The organism is Rhizobium mayense, from assembly GCF_030272705.1.
Lineage (GTDB): Bacteria > Pseudomonadota > Alphaproteobacteria > Rhizobiales > Rhizobiaceae > Rhizobium > Rhizobium mayense.
In genome coordinates, this window is sequence record NZ_JARFYM010000015.1 from 80,552 (window position 1) to 97,205 (window position 16,654).

The window sequence follows — 16,654 nt, forward strand, 5'->3', positions numbered from 1 at the left end:
CGTTCACGAGGCTCTGGACGCTCTCGCAATCAAGTGGAGCGCTTCGAGGCCTCCGTCAGCCCTGGCTATCTGAAATCAGAACGGGGTTTTCTCTGTAGAACTGGGGAAAGAGCTTTTTCAGATTGTCGACCTTGGGCTGCTCGTTGATCGCGATATAGAGCTGGCTCGGATTATTGGCCATATAGTCCTGGTGGTAGGCCTCTGCCTTGTAGAAAGGTTTGTCGGGCTCGATGGTCGTTACGATCTTCGCCTTGAAGACATGGGCCGTTTCCAATTGGGCGATATAGTCCGAGGCGATTTGCTTCTGTTCTGCGTCGACCGGAAAGATTGCGGAGCGATACTGCGTGCCGCGGTCCGGCCCTTGCCGGTTGACCTGCGTGGGATCGTGGGCGGCCGAGAAATAGATCTGCAGCAGCTTGCCATAGCTGATCGTCTTTGGATCGAAGACGATTTGGACAGCTTCGGCGTGGCCGGTGGTTCCGCTTTCCGTCAGCTCGTAATTCGCGGTCTCGGCGCTGCCGCCGGCATAACCGGACGTCGCGCTGATGACGCCTTCGACATGCTGGAATACACCTTGCATACCCCAGAAACAGCCACCGGCGAACACGGCGGTCTGTAGGCCAGCCGCGCTTGCCACGTCATGTATCGCAGGCGGCACCAACCGCGGCGCCTCGGCGGCTGATGAATTGCCGAGAAGCGTCGCCCCGAAAAAACCTAGCAACCCTCCGGCGACTAGAAAGGGACGTACGATCCCGAAACGGCTGATAAATCTCGAATGCGTTCTGATCTGCATTGTTCTGCTCCTCATCCAAAAGTGAATACGTAGGCTTCGACGCCGGGATCGAGGAAGTGGACTGTGAAGGTCCGTTCCCCGACATCGCCGGCCTGGCGCACGAGCTGATAGAGGCGTGTTTCAGTGACAGTGCCGTTGCCGTCGCCGTCGGTGTCGGCGCCATGGCTTGCGCCAGGCGCCTTGCCATCGACGGTGACCTGAAACCGCACCGGCTTGCCGTCGGCACTCGGGCCGAGAACGAGATGCAGGTCACGGGCGCTGAAGCGATAGGTGATGCCGCCGCCGGCCTTGTTCAGCGTCGCCTGCTCGGAACCGATCGTCCAGTTGCCGGAGAGGCCCCATTCGTTGAGACCGGGATCGCCGGTCGTGTAATCCTGGGCGGCATTCCCGTTCAGACCTTCCGGTGATACGAAATTCGAGGCTTCCTTGTAGCCGATGTAGGTCTCGCCGGATCCGATATTGGCAAGATCAGGTGCTGCCTCCGCGCCTTGCGCATTCGGCGTGACCATACTGTTTTCAGGCATCTGATTGCGGGCGTCGGCCAGCAGTTCCTGGATGACCTTTTCGGAGGTGTCGTATTCCCCCTCGCCGAAAACATGGTGCCTGATCTGCCCCTTGGCATCGACGAAATAGAGCGCCGGCCAGTAGCTGTTCTGGAATGCCTGCCAGATCCGGTAGTTGTTGTCGATGGCGACGGGATAGTCGATCTGGAAGTCCTTAAGGGCTCCCTTGACGTTGTCGATCTTCTTCTCAAAGGCGAATTCCGGTGCGTGTACGCCGATGACGACCAGCCCCTGATCCCGGTATTTGTCCGCCCAGGCTTTGACGTAGGGGATGGTGCGGATGCAGTTGATGCAGGAATAGGTCCAGAAATCGACCAGCACGACCTTGCCACGCAGTAGCTCCGCGGTCAGCGGCGGCGAGTTCAGCCACGCGACGGCGCCATCCACAGAAGGAAACCGGCCTTCGACTGGAAGCTTGCTCTTGAAACGAGGCTTTACGGCAGCCATCATCGGTGTGTTGCTGGCCACCATCGTTGCGGCCTGCTCCTGGCGATCGGCGTTGAATTTGTCGAGAATGGCCTGCTCGAATGTCGAGGTATTGGCATAGGACAAGCGTGCCAGAAATCCTGTGTCCAAGCCAAACGCAATCGCCGCGACGCCGGCGAGGACTGCTGCACCAAGCATCCGGCGTACTCTTTCACCGGAGCCGAGCGAGCTCTTCATGGCTGCGAAGACCCTGTTGCCAGCCCGAAGCGCAACGGCGAGCGATGTTGCCGCGCCTGCTGCATAGGCCAGAAGCAGCAAGGTCGTATTAGCATTCGCCCCCTGCAGGGCAGCGCCCGTCAGGACCAGGCCGAGGATCGGGCCGGCGCAGGGCGCCCACAATAGTCCGGTTGCGATGCCAAGAACCAGTGAGCTACCAACTACGGAGGAACGCCCGCCATCGGCCGAATTCATGAGCCTGTTTCCCAAGGCTACGATCGGCCGGGTCAGGATGTCGGCTGCTTGCGGCGAGGCAAGGGTCACGCCGAAAATGGCTAGCAAGACAATGGCAGCATAGCGCCCATATTCGTTGGCGTGGACGGCCCAGCCGCCACCGACGGCCGCAAGCGTCGCAACTGCGGCAAAAGTTATCGCCATGCCGGTGAGCATCGGCAAGCCGCTTCTGACGAAAGGCTGCCCGGTGCGGGTGAAGACAAAGGGGAGAATAGGGAGAATGCACGGGCTGAGGATCGTCAGCACGCCTCCGAGATAGGCAATGACAAGAAGTGTCATCATCGTTTCCTTTCAAGGATTGATCGGGCGCCGGGGCGCAATGGCTGGTGAGCAGCCATTGACCGCATAAGGGGGAGCTGACGTATCCCCCATGTGTCCCGATCGGGCGAAAGTGTAACGAAGTGTTCGAAGAGAGTGGGCCGCTACGTTGGGATACAAAGGTAGCGCGGCCTTAAACCCATCAGCGGAGGGAGATTTCCGCCGACAGCCCGCCGCCCTCGCGGTTGCGCAATGCGAGCGAGCCGCCGATCGCCTGTGCAAGCTGTCCGGCGATCGCCAAGCCCAGTCCGGTTCCCCCGGTTCCTCGGCTTCGGGATTGTTCGAGCCGGAAGAAGGGCTGCATCACGGCGTCGAGTTGGTCCTCCGGAATGCCGGGACCGCGATCGAGGACTTTTATAAGGACTGTTCCGGTGCTGTCCTTCTGCACGGATATCTCCGCGGTGCCTGCGAATTTCAACGCATTGTCGATGAGATTTGTCAGGATCCGCCGGAGCGCATGCGGCCGGGTGATAATGGCACCATCGACCTTGTCGGCGACCATCACCGCCTTGCCGGTGTCCTGGTAGTCATAGGCGAGGCTCTCGACGAAGGAGCCGATGTCTATGCGGGAGGGTTTCTCGGTGTTTCCGTGGGCGCTGCGGGCATAGGCCACCCCTTCATGGACGAGGCGCTGAATTTCGGCAAGGTCCTGGACCAGTTTTTCCTTTTCGGGCGAGTCTTCCGCGATCTCGGCGCGAAGCTTCATGCGCGTAATCGGCGTTTGAAGATCGTGCGAGATTGCCGCGAGAATCTGCACCCTTTCTTCGAGATAATGAGCGATCCGGTCGCGCATCGCATTGAAAGCGCGGGCGGCGTGGGCAACTTCACTCGGGCCTGCTTCAACCAAACGCGGCGTCTTCTTGTTCGGGTCAAGCGCGTCGGCGGCGTTGGCCAGATCAGCAAGCGGACGGAGCGCCTGCCGGACGACCAGCCAGGTGCAGAGAATGAGGAGACCGAGTTGCAGGAGCAGAACAATGGGCAGCCATTGAGCCATCGGCATGATGGGTGCGGGGTTGACGTCGATCGTCAGCGGATTGCCGTCGCTCAGGGTCAGGTGGGCTTGGAGGCGCTTGCCGTCACCAGGTATCGACTCGAACCGGATGGGAAAGCGTTCACCGACGGCATCCTGAATTTTTCCGGCAATCTGCTTGCCCTGATCAGTCAGGCTGGGCACGCCGGGAAGGCCTGGGCCAAGCACAAATCGATAGGTCCCGCGATCGAGGCGGTCCAACCAATCGGCGCGCTCGGCCGCCGGCAGCCGGTCGAGAACGGCGATCGAGGTCGCCACATCGTTCTCCAGCGTGTTGAGCATCACCGCTTTGGCCGTGATATAGCGTTCCAAGGACTGGACGCTGAAGGTAAGCCCCTGCGCAAGCATCAAGCCGGCGAGAAGGATCAGAAACAGCCTCGATCCCAAGGTCCGAGGCCAAGGCCTAAACCCCCGTAACCCTGCCACGACGCTCATTGGCGGAGCTCGGATATTTCGACCGCCATTGCGAAAACATAGCCTTCGCTGCGCACGGTCTTGATGTATTCGGGCTCGCGCGCGTCGTCGCGGAGGCGCTGGCGTAGCCGGCTGACCAGAAGGTCGATCGAGCGGTCAAACAACTCGGCATCCCGCCCTTGCGTGAGGTTTAGGAGCTGATCCCGGTTCAGGACACGTTGCGGATGGTCGACGAAGACGCGGAGCAAGCGATATTCAGCGCCGCTGAGCGCTATGGCGGTTCCTTCGCGGTCGAGCAAGTTGCGGCCGGTTGTGTCAAGCCGCCAATCGCCAAAGGACAAAAGCTGACCGACCTCCGTCACCTGGAGATTTGGCGGAAGCATACGGGTCCGACGTAGGATGGCCTTGATACGGGCCAGGAGTTCGCGTGCGGCAAAGGGTTTTGCCAGATAATCATCCGCGCCCATCTCCAGTCCGATGATCCGGTCCGTTTCGTCGTCGCGCGCTGTCAGCATCAGAATCGGCGTCGACTTATGCTTGCCGGCACGCAGCTCCCGGCAAAGAACCAGGCCGTCATCGCCGGGCATCATCACGTCGAGGACGATGAGATCGACGGCGTTTGTTTCCAGAAACGCCCGCATATGCCGGCCGTCCGCCGCGACGGTGGTGCGCAGTCCGTTCTTCTTGAGATAGTTCGAGACCAGCTCACGGATTTCGCGATCGTCATCGACGATCAAGATGTGGTCGATATGATCCATCGTCAGGTGCCTCTTTTCTCCGGAACGGCGCAACAGCAATTTTTGACGGCAGCTGGATGCCCCTGAACGGATTGTTGCCGGCAGGTCAACAATGCCGCCGCTGTTCAGACCGGGCAACCGCATTTCGCCTATCACATTAATAATGATGATAAAACAAATGTATAGGCGTTTGCCGGGATGGGTATCAAGGGGAGCTTTAGCCCCCCGATGGGGCCAGCAGCGGTATTTTATACCACTGCTGGCGATCTGCTCGGAGGATTAGAATTTATCGACATCGATGATTGCCTGGGCAAATGCCTGCGGCGCTTCCTGCGGCAGGTTATGGCCGATGCCGCCCTCGATGGTTCTATGCTCGTACTTACCCGCGAATTTATTGCGATAGGCTGTGGGTTCGGGATGTGGGGCGCCGTTCGCGTCGCCCTCCATGGTAATGGTGGGCACGCTGATCACCGGAGCCTTTGCCAGGCGCTTTTCCAGATCGTCATATCGCGCTTCGCCTTCTGCGAGACCCAGCCGCCAGCGATAGTTGTGAATGACGATGGCGACGTGATCCGGATTGTCGAAGGATGCGGCGCTGCGATCGAAGGTCGCGTCGTCGAAATTCCACTTCGGCGAAGCGATCTGCCAGATGAGCTTGGCAAAGTCGCGCCGGTATTTGTCGTAACCTTCTCGGCCGCGTTCCGTGGCAAAATAATACTGGTACCACCATTGGAGTTCAGCCTTCGGCGGCAGCGGTGTCTTGCCGGCTTCCTGGTTGCCGATCAGATAACCGCTGACGGACACCATGGCCTTGCAACGTTCCGGCCAGAGCGCGGCGAGAATGTTGACCGTTCGCGCACCCCAATCGAAACCGCCGAGGATCGCTTTCTGAATTTTCAGAGCGTCCATCAAGGCAAGAATATCGACGGCCACGACCGACTGCTGGCCATTGCGGGCCGTATCATTTGAAAGAAAGCGCGTCGTGCCGTAGCCGCGCAGATAGGGAATGATCACGCGGTAGCCCTGCGACGCCAGCAAAGGAGCGACGTCGACGAAGCTGTAGATATCGTAGGGCCAGCCATGCAAAAGAATGATTGGCGGACCATCGGTGGGGCCGGCCTCGGCATATCCGATATTCAGCACACCGGCATTGATCTGCTTGAGGGCGCCAAAGGTCGTATTGCTTCCCGGCTTGACCGCGGGCAGAGCCGACGGCTTGGTCTCAGCCTGCGCCTGCGCGACGCCGAACATACCGAACTGCGCGGCGGCGATGGTCATGGCTGCGGTGCCGAAAAAACGGCGGCGTTGATGATTGATATCTTCAGACATTGATCTCTCTCCAGGTGGATCCGGCGTGGTCATGAGAAAATCGCCTCCATGTATCCGTGATGTGTCACGATCCCACAGGCTTTGAATGCCGATGTAGCTATTGGACCTTCGGATACAATTGGATACAAACGACCGCGTCTTCTTGGTCAGCTTCTCCACCTGCCCGGCTGCGCCTCGAATCTGCGGCGGCTTTTTTACCGCGGTGGTTCTGTGAGCGGAAGCAGCGATATCAGCCGGAATTCATGAAGCCGACGTGAGATTAGTGCGGCCCCGGGGCGCGGCGGCCATGTCGTGAACGGTACGCCAGCTAGCGGCAGCCACAAAGCCGTCACTCCGTAGTCTGCAGATTGCCACGCTATTGCCCCATAGAAAACGTTTGAGGGTCACATTCTCGCCGGTTCATTCCTCAACCCTAACGCACGGCTTCATCAATGCGATATGCCGCCTTCACTCTGCGCCGTCAAAGAGGCGTTCTCTCCCGCGCTACTAACGAGGAATGAAGATGATCACTCGCTATATTACCGCTACATCATTGACTGCTGCAGCTTTGAGTTTGCTATTTCTCAGCAATCCGGCGTCCGCACAGCAGGCAACACAAGACCAGCAGCCTGCCCAAGGGCAGCAGCCTACTCCGCAACAGCCTACCCCAGGGCAACCAAATAGCCAGGGTGCGGCTATAAGCGATCAGAAAATTGAGGCTTTTGCCGTCGCGTATCTGCAGGTGGACAAGATCAGGCAGGAATACTCAGCCAAGATCGGAGCAACGCCGGATGCGACCGCGAAGCAACAGCTACAGGCCGAAGCTGGCAAACAGATGGTACAGGCTGTCCAGACCTCGCCCGGCATGTCCGTCGAGGAATACAACACAATTCTGACTGCTGCGCAGAAGGATCCTGCGCTCGTTAAGAAAGTTCAGGAAAAGATCCAGCAGGCCGCTCCCGCACAGCAATCGGGATCAGGACAGCAGTCCGCGCCGCCCGCACAGCAGTAAGCTGCGGCTAGGATCAAAAAGCAAATTGATCGACAACTCCAGCCGCGTCGAGCATCGTATTCTCGACGCGGCGTCGGCCGTCGTGATTTTCGTCGCAATCGCATAGACGGAAAACATCCTAATTAGTTTTTTGCACATTCCATCCTGGCCGAGAGTTCCCCGCGGGGAACACTACCGCACGGCAGTTGCCAGTGGCGACAGAATCGGGCTACCCCGCACCTACGCCAAATATCAGTAATATCGGCGCTCCGCGTAACTACGCGACCCTTCATCAAACGTTAACCATCGAGGCGCTTAGTACTCTGGCCAAAACGGGAGAGAGCCGTGACACGACATTTGAGCAGCCTCGCCTTCATGCAGACATTCTCAGCCAAGCTGGATGTCGCCTTGGGAAATCTCAGCATTGCGCAGTATCCCCCGGATGCCCGCCGGACGATGCGCAAATTCACCTCCTCCGAAGTGGCAGCACTCCTCAACGTTACGGAGGCCTATATCAGGCAGGTTTCGCTGAAAGAGCAGGGGCCATCTCCCGAAGTCGCAAACGGCCGGCGCTTCTATTCGATGGAGCAGATCCTCGAACTGAGGATGCATCTGGCGCAAAATGGCCGAAAGAAGTGGATGAATCCGCGGCGGGTGGGCACCGAACAATGCCAGATCCTGGCGATCACCAATTTCAAGGGCGGCTCCAGCAAGACCTGCACCACGATCCATCTCGGGCATTATCTTGCCTTGAAAGGTTATCGCGTGCTTGCGGTGGATCTCGATCCGCAGGCCTCGTTGACCACCCTTCATGGCAGTCTGCCTGATTTCGATTACCGCGAAGGCGACACGCTCTATTCGGCTATTCGCTTCGAAGATCCTCTCCCCACCGAGCAGGTCATCCATCACACTCACATCGCGGGTTTTGATGTTATCTGCGCCGGTCTTGAACTGACGGAATTCGAGACCGCAGTTGCTCTGGAAATGCGCAAATCCGGCGGCACGAGCTTCCTGCTGCGCGTATCGCAAGCATTGGAGCAGGTTGCGGATCGCTATGACATCATTCTGATGGATTCGGCACCGTCACTGAACTTTCTTACCCTGTCGTCCCTCACGGCGGCGACGGGCGTTCTGATACCCGTTCCGGCCCATATGCTCGATGTCGACTCGACCGCAAAATTTCTGGAGCTTGCCGGATCCTACATGCAGATCCTCGAGCAAGTGGGGACCTCGGCGCAATGGGATTTTGCCAAATTTTTAATCACCAAATTTGAGCCGAACGATCATCCGCAAGCGAATATGACGGCGCTCATGCGCCAGGTTTTCGGCAAAGACCTGCTTTTGAATTCGGTGATCAAGTCGACCGCTGTTGCAGATGTGCTGACCTGGAAGCAGAGCCTTTATGAAGTGCAGCGGGCAAGGTTCTCCGCTCCGAAGACCTATGACCGGGCAATCGAATCGATCAACGCCGCAAATGCCGAAATCGAAGAACTTTTTTGGAAAGCATGGGGGCGCGAATGAGCAGAAAAGACTCCAAAGGCATGTTTGCGAACGTCCTGGTCGGGTTAGGCCAGGAGGCAGCGTCTACGCCGCTTGCGACGTCGGCGTCCCCGCATCTTCAGAAGGTCGCTGCCGGCGTTCGGCAGCTTCAGGAGCGCGGCGAACTTGCCGACAAGCTGCTCCGGGACGCGGATCATATTATCGAACTCGATGTGGACGCGGTTTTGCCGTCGCACATACCTGATCGGTTCGACGGCGCTTACGATGCCGACAGGCTCCAGGATCTCCTGCAGTCGATGCGTGAGCACGGACAAACCACTCCAGGCCTGGTTCGGCCCGTCAGCGGGCAAGGGGGCAAATTTCAGATCGTCTTCGGACGGCGGCGTCTTGCCGCCGCGAAACTCCTCGGCGTCAAGTTCAAAGCAATCATCCGTGATCTTTCAGACGAACAGGCAATCGTCATCCAGGGCGAAGAGAATGCCAATCGCGACGACCTGTCCTTCATTGAAAAATGCGTTTTCGCCCTCGGCCAGGAAGAAGCAGGATTCAAGCGCGAGGTGATCTGCGCCTCGCTGGCCACGGGAAAGTCGCACATCTCCGAGATGCTTCAAATCGCAAAGAGCTTTCCGAAGACGGTTCTGGCAGCCATTGGCTTTGCTCCGGAAACCGGCAGGCGGCGTTGGGCACAACTGGCGGAGCGCTGGAGCGCAAATGCTGATGCCGCGAAGATTGCCGAGCGGATTCTGGCGGAACCGGCTGCCCGGTCGCTATCCAGCGATGACAGATTTTCTGCGGTGTTGAATGCGGTCTCCGTGGCCGAACGCGCGCCCATAGCCGCCGTCGATCGCGTCCAGGAGGTCGTCTCCAGGGGAATGACCCTTGCTACGGTGAATTACGCCAAGACGGGAACCAAGCTTACGTTCACGAAAGCTGTCTCCGACGATTTCGTAAATTACCTGCTGCGCCGCATAGAGGAATTGCATGATGAATATCTCGGCGAAGCGCAAACGACCGCGCGGAACCAAACCGAGATACGATAGATCTGGACATAAGTCGGCGAGGGTGCTTGGCTGGCCTGGGTATTTTGACGATCAGGTCGTCATTTGGCGGGAAACGACATGGCGCCGGAAACGGACGATCAGGAAAAAATCGATGCGACCTTTCGCAACGGATCGTTGACCGCTGTCGGCATCATCGTCGGTTTCTCACTGAGCTTCATCAATCGCTGGGTTTCCAACCCGAACGACTGGAGTTGCATCGACATTCTGCCGATGACGGTGATGGTTGTCGGAATAGCTGTGCAGGTAAAGGTCTTTGCCGATCTGCTTGCACGGGATTCGCTGCTGGTGGTCAAATACGACCGCGCCCGCCGTCTATTTCTGATTGGAGTGATCATCGTAGCCGCTGGCATCGCTCTCGCCCTTGCCAACGACATCCTTGGCATCAGCAGTCAGAAGATGCTCGGTTAGACTGTTGCCGCTTCTTCGGGCCCGATCCGGCGATCGTGCTAGATCCGTCGAAGAGCAATATCGCTCGTTATTACCGATTTGCCGGTTTTCGGATCGCGGTCGATCGTTCGCAGATTGAGGCCACTGCCGCCGACTTCCTGTATCGTCATCTTCGCCGTCCGGTTGCCGTTAACCTCTTTTGCCCAGTGAACGGCAAGATCGATGGTATTGCCCTGGCGCTTTCCGGACAATCCTGAACGTCCCCCCGCCGGGCCGACATAGACGCCGTTATATTGCGTGCCACTCACTCTGAGATCGGCAGAGATCGGGCGGCTCACGACGAGCATGCCGCGGCAATTGCCGCGCATGGAGAGCGAAGGCCCGCTTGTTGTTAGTGCAAAGGTGCATGCGACGTTGATCGGTGACGTCCCGATCCGACGGAGGATAGTCCCCTTGCCAGTCCATTTTCCCTGGAGGGATTGCAAAAAATCGCTTTCATCTGCGGCGGCCAAACTTGGGAAAAGGCCGACGGACAAAATCAGGAGGACGCGAGCGAAGCACTGCATGACGGAACCCCCAAATGACGAATTTTCCTCAACGCGCATATGTTCGTATAGTTCCTTGTATTTTGCACGCGGATACTCATTGTCGTCGACTATCGCCCGGAAAGATGGAGTAAGGAAGTTGGCCTACTCTTCCGGCCCTCAGTTGTGGTAAATTAAAATTGCTTGGGCAATCGCGGGCCGGGACTTTTGCGGCTCCGCCCAATTTAATTTTGAGCTCATTTACGACTGCTAATACAGCGCCTGGCGGTGCCGCGGGAGTGCGGTCCCGTTCCGTTTGGGGCAGGGCGACCAGATACGAAGCCGGTCCGAACGAAAAAGCCTTAGCAGCATGCCGAACTAGGTCTTCAAAGTCATGGAGCGGTGGGATCAATGGCTCATATCATCATCATCAATCCGCGTTTCGAAACCTCCTATTGGGGCATGGAACACGCGCTTCCGTTGTTTGACGTAAAAGCGAATCTTCCCGTCGCCTGCCTGCCTCTGCTGGCGGCGCTCACGCCGGCCGAACACACTGTCACGCTCGTGGACGAGAATGTGGAACCGATCGACTACGATCTCTGCGCGCAAGCGGACATCGTCGCGCTGACAGGCATGATCGTCCAACGGTTCCGGATGAAGGAAATTTTGACGGAGCTCAAAGGGCGCAATTGTTTCACCGTCGTCGGAGGACCGTGGGTCACCGTAAAGGAAGACTATTTCGAGGGGCTAGTGGATGTCACATTCATCGGCGAGGCCGAGGAAACCTGGCCACAATTCCTGCTCGAATGGAAAGAGGGCCGTCATGTCAGGCGCTACGAGCAATCCGACAAGACCGACATGAGCAAGGTGCCGATCCCGCGTTTCGATCTGTTGAAGATGGATGAATACGCGCTCGGCAGTCTCCAGTTCTCGCGCGGTTGTCCATTCACCTGTGACTTTTGCGACATCATTGTCGTGTTCGGGCGCAAGCCGCGGATCAAGACCAGCTCACAGATCATCGCCGAGATGGAGGCATTACTCTCAGCCGGAATGGATACGGCATTTATCGTCGACGACAATCTCATCGGCAACAAGAAGGCGATCAAGGAGGTTCTCCGCGAAGTCGTAGCCTGGCAGGAGCGTAACCACTATCCGATGACGTTCCTCACGGAAGCCTCGATCGATCTCGCCGACGATGACGAGCTGATGCAGCTCATGGTCGATGCCAATATCCGTATTGTCTTCATCGGCGTCGAAACACCGAACGAAGCGGCGCTGCGAGAGACCAAGAAGCTCCAGAATCTTCGAAAAGGCGGGACGATGCTGGAGAAGATCCATGCGATCCAAGAGACGGGCATGGAAGTGTGGTGCGGCATGATCTTGGGTTTCGATAGCGACGACACGACGATCTTCGACGCCCAGCGCATCTTCATCAAGGACGCGCGGATCGTCAATGCGATGATCGGCATGCTGGCCGCCATTCCCAAGACGCCGCTTTATACGCGCCTCGAAAAGGAAGGACGGCTGGACCACGCCGATCCCCCGGCTTACGGCACCAACGTCATTCCCCTCAATCTCAGCCGGGAAACTTTGCGCGACGGCTATCTCTCGGTGTTGAGCGACCTTCACCAACCCGCCGCTTATTTCGATAGACTGGACGCGCTCTATCTCGATGCCCGTATTCAACCGGAGCGGACGCGGCTGCGCCATCTGCGCCGCCATCCCATCCGCCTGATTGCCTTAAATCTGATGTGGGCTTTTGAAGCCGCCGGTATCTTCACAAGATTGATGCGCCGAGTACAGGAGGCGGACTTGCGCAATATCTATCGTCAACGCCTCTGGAAACTCCTGCTGCGCCGTCGTTCTCCGGTGATCCTGCAGATCTATGCCATCAAATGCGCCATGCACTATCACGCGCACAAGATGGTCCAGCAAATGCAAACCGGCGGCGACATCGTCAATTCGTTCTGACTGGAGACCCAGATCGGCGCATAGGACCTGATTAGATCCCCGAAGCCGGTCCAGCGCTGGACGATTAGATCGCCTAGGAAGAACGCTGGGCAAGGTTTCATCAGACAGATAACCGCCTTCACCGGCTTGGCGCAGTTTCATGCGGCCGACGCGGCGCGCATCGGGTGTTGTCAAATCCACACAGTTCGCCAAAAACGCGCACGAACTGACGTAAGGTGAGTTCTAATTTTCCGTGCATTAACTCGACCTCTGGTATGACACGGGCGAGCCGATGATTGGCCGCACCCCCTCCCAGGTGCTGTTCCCCCTGAAACGATGATTTGTCGATGAGCAAGAGCTGTCTTGCTCATCTGTATGGCTTTGGCTTGAGGAAATTTGCATGGCGCGCAGGACGCTGAGTGACACGTTTTCTGTAAGACTTATGGCATCTATGATGGTCGTATCGTCCGTCTTCTACGCCTCCCCGGGCGCAGCGCAACAGCCAGACGGCAGTGCGGCGGCGCCGGCTGCCTCAACTGCGGAAAAGAGCGCCTCGAACGCAGCCGCAGGGCAGCAACCAGCGCCGCAGGCGCGCGTGGAGAAATTCGACGACTGGTATTATCGCTGCGTCGACGCCAAGGCGGCGGACGGTTCGGCTGCGACGAGCTGCGAAGTGGCGCAGATCGCCACGGTGAAGCAGGGCGATCAGGACGTCAATATTCTGACGCTGGCGATCGCCAAGGCACCGGCTCCGCTGGCGGCGCAGAAGGGCGGCAAGACATCATCCTCCGGCGATCTGATACTGACGGCACTCGTGCCGCTCAACATGTATCTGCCGGCCGGGCTCGGCGTCGATGCCGGCGACAAGCCGGTGGTCCAGCTTGCCTACCGCAACTGCAACCAGGCCGGTTGCTGGTCGCAGCAGAAACTCGATGCCAAGATGGTCGCCGCCTTTGAGAAAGCAACGGACGGCATCGGCCATGTGCAGATGATGAATGGCCAGAAGGTCAACATCAAATTTTCGCTGAAAGGCTTGGCGGCAGCACTCGACGCGCTGCAGAAGCCTGCGTCGAACTGACAGGGCAAGCCCGGACGATCCCATGACACCGGCCTGGCGACCGACGCCTGCCCAACGTGGCCTTCTCTCCGCGGTGCGTACTTGCGGCTCCGCTGCCGTCGGCGCGCTGCTCATCGCCGCCTTGGCCGCATCGACGGTAGCCGCCCAGCAATCGCCGAACGATGATTTTGCCCGTCGTCGGGCGCTGCAGAATGAGGAGCAGCGCCTCGACGCGCTGCGCAAGAGCACACCGAAGCCAGCGCAGCAGCTCTCCGACCAGCAGAACGCCGGGGCTGCGCAAAAGGGCGGGCTCTGCTTTGCGATCACCGATATCGAGGTGGAGAGGGTCAGACAATTCCCGGATACCGTGATCAACAAGATCACGGCGCCCTACCGCAACCGCTGCATCGGCGTCGGCGAGATCAACACGCTGTTGCGCGATCTGACCTATGTCTACCTCGACAAGGGTTTCGTCTCTTCGCGTGTCTACGTTCCGGCGCAGGATATCGCCAAGACTAAGGTCCTTCGGCTGGTCGCGATCGAAGGCACGCTTGCTGACATCTACATCAACGGCCAGCCGGCACTGGGCTCTGGCATGCTAGCCTCCGCCTTTCCCGGCATGAAGAACCATATCGTCAATCTGCGCGACATCGAGCAGGGCCTCGACCAGATCAACCGGCTGAATTCAAATAACGCCAAGACTGCGATGCTGCCGGGTAAGATCAGCGGCACATCGATCCTCAACATCGAGAACAAGCCCAGCCATCCCTGGCACCTCTCCTTCGGCAACAGCAATCTCGGCCAGGAACAGACCGGCTATTCCAAAAGCTCGGCCTCGGTCGGCTACGATAACCTCTTCGGCGTCAATGATAAGTGGAGCCTTGGCTACGAGCATACGGGACCGGATTATCCTTGGCGCAACGACGGCCAGGGCAGGAGCGACAGTTACACCGGCAATGCCAGCGTTCCCTACGGCTACTGGACCTTCTCGCTGAACGGCAGCTGGTACGACTATCACAGCTCCGTTCCCGGCAATTTCGGGACCTTGCAGACGTCGGGCGACAGCAAGGAGCTCGGGGTCGCTGCCAATCGCGTCATCTTCCGCGACAAGGATTCGATCACCACGCTCAACAGCGGCCTGACTTACAAGGAAACGAACAACTTCCTGCTCGGCAGCAAGATCGAGGTCGGCAGCCGCCGATATACGGTCGGCGATTTCGGCATATCGCATTCGCGCCGCATGCTTGGCGGCCTTTGGGTTTTCGATCTCTCCTACGATCACGGGCTTAACCTGTTCGACGCCGTCGATCCAGGCGATGCCGGCGCAGGCGACGCGAATCCGCGTTTTTCCAAGTTCACCGGCACTGTCACCATGAACCGGCCGTTTGCGCTCGGCGACCAGCGCTTCGAGGTCGATTCGATCCTTACCGGACAATATTCACCGGATAATCTTTTCGGCGCCGAGCAGATTTCGCTAGGCGGCTATTCCACCGTCCGCGGCTCGCGCGAGACCATGCTTTACGGCAACAACGGCTTCTTTATCCGAAACGATCTCGTCTGGCGCACGCAGCCCTTCGCTAACAATGCCGGTCCCGCGAAAATATTCGGCGAGCTGCACCCCTATGTCGGGCTCGATTACGGGCGGATCGCCTCGCAGACGCGCTATCAGATCGAGGGCGGTGACATGCTCGGCTGGACTGTCGGCGCCAAGCTCGCCGGCGGCAATCTCAATCTCGATATCGGCTATTCCGACGTGCTCGCGGGCACGATCGGCAAAAAGGATGGAGGGCTGCTCTTTGTCAGCGCTTCGGTACGATGGTGATCAATATTAGGAGGGAAATCATGAATTTATTCATTCGAAAAGGCAGCAAAACGACGCTTTTGGCATCGCGTTCGGCGGCTGCACTTCTTTGCTGTGCAATCGCACTTTCAAGCTGCGGAGGCCGCGACGCGCATCCGATCGCCTCCACCAATGTGGGCGACGGCGGGCTTGATTGCGGCGGGATCTCGCGCGAATTCGCAGCCAACGAACGCCAGGTTCTGGCAACCGTCAAGGAGCGTTCGCAAGCTCAAGGCAAAAACATCATTCTAGGCGCCACCGGCGTTCTTCTCTTCTGGCCGGCGCTATTCTTCATGGATCCCAAATCACCCGAGAAGATCGAGATCGACGCCTTGCGCAATCGCAACCAGGTGCTGACCGACCTCGCACGTTCGCGAAAATGTCCGGCGCCCAAGTCGCAATTGGACGAAGTCTACAAGAAGCTCGACGGCGGCGTGAAGACGCCCCCGGCCAAGAGAGATGGTTGAGGCGCCGCGATGATGTCTGCGTTTTTAGCGAGAAATCCGACTGATCTTAAGGTTTGGTTGGGCCGGTGCATGTCTTGCGGCCTCGCGCTGCTTCTTTTGACGATGCTCGCCTCCTGCGTTACCACCGATCCGCGACTGGTGGCTGCCCTCCAGCAGAGCTCGGTCCGGGAGATTCGCATCGAGACGGCTCCCGACGTGAAGATGACCGGCCTTTTCACTGAAGGCAAACCTGACCCCCAATTGCCTATGGTTGTGCGGACGCTGAAGACGGCCATGGAGAAGGAGCTGACCGGCCTGCCTGGGGGACCCACGTATGCACGGCTGGTCGTCACCCTGCACGTCGTCGATTTGAGCACCAAGGCTGGTCGCATCCTCATTCACAGCGACAGTGACATTGCGGGAACGGTCAGGCTGGAAGACGCCAAGACCGGTCGCCTCATAGCGGAAAATCCGGACGTCGTGGGAAGCAATTCCGGGATGAGAGGTGAAGGGCTCGGTATAGTCGTGGCCATGGCCGTTAATGCGGCCGAGACAGTGGGGCCGGAAGATATCCTGGCCCAACGCCTGTCGAACGACTTTACGCGCCGAGTCAAGGCCTGGCTGCTCACCAAGAAGTAAAGCGAACTGTGCGATCGCGGCACGGGCAGGCCCTGCTGCGATCGCACCAAATAACAGATTTTTTGTTTTAAATCCATTTACCTCATTCCCATGCCGACGTTGACCCCATCCCGAAGCCGTGGTCTCGCTCTGCATGCCACCACAACCACGGCGGTATTCA

The 16,654-nt window shown here is 58.5% G+C and carries 15 protein-coding genes; 9 read left to right on the forward strand and 6 right to left on the reverse strand.

Annotation, left to right across the window (positions count from 1 at the left end; all coding sequences use genetic code 11):
- Nucleotides 1–55: 55 nt before the first annotated feature.
- The 5 genes from msrA to PY649_RS18900 all read right to left on the reverse strand — a co-directional run bounded on the left by msrA (nt 56) and on the right by PY649_RS18900 (nt 6,120).
- Complete coding sequence (gene msrA, locus PY649_RS18880; RefSeq protein ID WP_285870135.1) at nt 56–793, reverse strand: peptide-methionine (S)-S-oxide reductase MsrA; 738 nt, start codon at nt 791–793, stop codon at nt 56–58.
- Nucleotides 794–804: 11 nt separating this feature from the next.
- Nucleotides 805–2,571 carry a cytochrome c biogenesis protein DipZ gene (locus PY649_RS18885; RefSeq protein ID WP_285870136.1) on the reverse strand — a complete coding sequence of 589 codons (1,767 nt, stop codon included), beginning with the start codon at nt 2,569–2,571 and terminating at the stop codon, nt 805–807.
- Between the two features lie 181 nt (nt 2,572–2,752).
- Entirely contained in the window at nt 2,753–4,075 is a 1,323-nt protein-coding gene (locus PY649_RS18890) for a sensor histidine kinase (protein ID WP_285870137.1), read from the reverse strand.
- Nucleotides 4,072–4,812 carry a response regulator gene (locus PY649_RS18895; RefSeq protein WP_285870138.1) on the reverse strand — a complete coding sequence of 247 codons (741 nt, stop codon included), beginning with the start codon at nt 4,810–4,812 and terminating at the stop codon, nt 4,072–4,074. The genes PY649_RS18890 and PY649_RS18895 overlap by 4 nt, the downstream gene beginning before the upstream one ends.
- Nucleotides 4,813–5,070: 258 nt before the next feature.
- On the reverse strand, nt 5,071–6,120 hold the full coding sequence (locus PY649_RS18900; protein ID WP_285870139.1) for an alpha/beta fold hydrolase: 1,050 nt from the start codon (nt 6,118–6,120) through the stop codon (nt 5,071–5,073).
- A gap of 502 nt (nt 6,121–6,622) precedes the next feature.
- Here PY649_RS18900 and PY649_RS18905 point away from each other — a divergent pair.
- The 4 genes from PY649_RS18905 to PY649_RS18920 all read left to right on the forward strand — a co-directional run bounded on the left by PY649_RS18905 (nt 6,623) and on the right by PY649_RS18920 (nt 10,059).
- Complete coding sequence (locus tag PY649_RS18905; RefSeq protein ID WP_285870140.1) at nt 6,623–7,111, forward strand: DUF4168 domain-containing protein; 489 nt, start codon at nt 6,623–6,625, stop codon at nt 7,109–7,111.
- A gap of 324 nt (nt 7,112–7,435) precedes the next feature.
- Nucleotides 7,436–8,611 (forward strand): plasmid partitioning protein RepA, encoded by a 1,176-nt coding sequence (repA, locus tag PY649_RS18910; protein WP_285870141.1) that lies wholly within the window; start codon nt 7,436–7,438, stop codon nt 8,609–8,611.
- Nucleotides 8,608–9,630, forward strand: a complete 1,023-nt coding sequence (gene repB / locus PY649_RS18915) for a plasmid partitioning protein RepB (RefSeq protein ID WP_285870142.1) — start codon at nt 8,608–8,610, stop codon at nt 9,628–9,630. The genes repA and repB overlap by 4 nt, the downstream gene beginning before the upstream one ends.
- Before the next feature lie 78 nt (nt 9,631–9,708).
- Nucleotides 9,709–10,059 carry a hypothetical protein gene (locus tag PY649_RS18920; protein ID WP_285870143.1) on the forward strand — a complete coding sequence of 117 codons (351 nt, stop codon included), beginning with the start codon at nt 9,709–9,711 and terminating at the stop codon, nt 10,057–10,059.
- A gap of 38 nt (nt 10,060–10,097) precedes the next feature.
- Here the strand turns inward: PY649_RS18920 and PY649_RS18925 are convergent, their stop codons facing one another.
- Nucleotides 10,098–10,604, reverse strand: a complete 507-nt coding sequence (locus PY649_RS18925; protein WP_285870145.1) for a hypothetical protein — start codon at nt 10,602–10,604, stop codon at nt 10,098–10,100.
- Between the two features lie 369 nt (nt 10,605–10,973).
- Here PY649_RS18925 and PY649_RS18930 point away from each other — a divergent pair, with 369 nt between their 5' ends.
- From PY649_RS18930 to PY649_RS18950, 5 genes are all read left to right on the forward strand, one after another.
- Nucleotides 10,974–12,533, forward strand: coding sequence for a B12-binding domain-containing radical SAM protein (locus PY649_RS18930; protein ID WP_285870147.1), 1,560 nt, complete (start codon nt 10,974–10,976; stop codon nt 12,531–12,533).
- Nucleotides 12,534–12,912: 379 nt separating this feature from the next.
- Entirely contained in the window at nt 12,913–13,590 is a 678-nt protein-coding gene (locus tag PY649_RS18935; RefSeq protein WP_285870148.1) for an invasion associated locus B family protein, read from the forward strand.
- 22 nt (nt 13,591–13,612) lie between these two features.
- Nucleotides 13,613–15,391: a ShlB/FhaC/HecB family hemolysin secretion/activation protein gene (locus tag PY649_RS18940; protein ID WP_285870150.1), complete on the forward strand. Its 1,779-nt coding sequence runs from the start codon at nt 13,613–13,615 to the stop codon at nt 15,389–15,391.
- 20 nt (nt 15,392–15,411) lie between these two features.
- Nucleotides 15,412–15,876 (forward strand): hypothetical protein, encoded by a 465-nt coding sequence (locus tag PY649_RS18945; RefSeq protein WP_285870151.1) that lies wholly within the window; start codon nt 15,412–15,414, stop codon nt 15,874–15,876.
- A gap of 69 nt (nt 15,877–15,945) precedes the next feature.
- The gene (locus PY649_RS18950) at nt 15,946–16,494 is read left to right on the forward strand and encodes a hypothetical protein (RefSeq protein WP_285870153.1); all 549 of its coding nucleotides are present in this window, start codon (nt 15,946–15,948) and stop codon (nt 16,492–16,494) included.
- Nucleotides 16,495–16,654 lie beyond the last annotated feature (160 nt).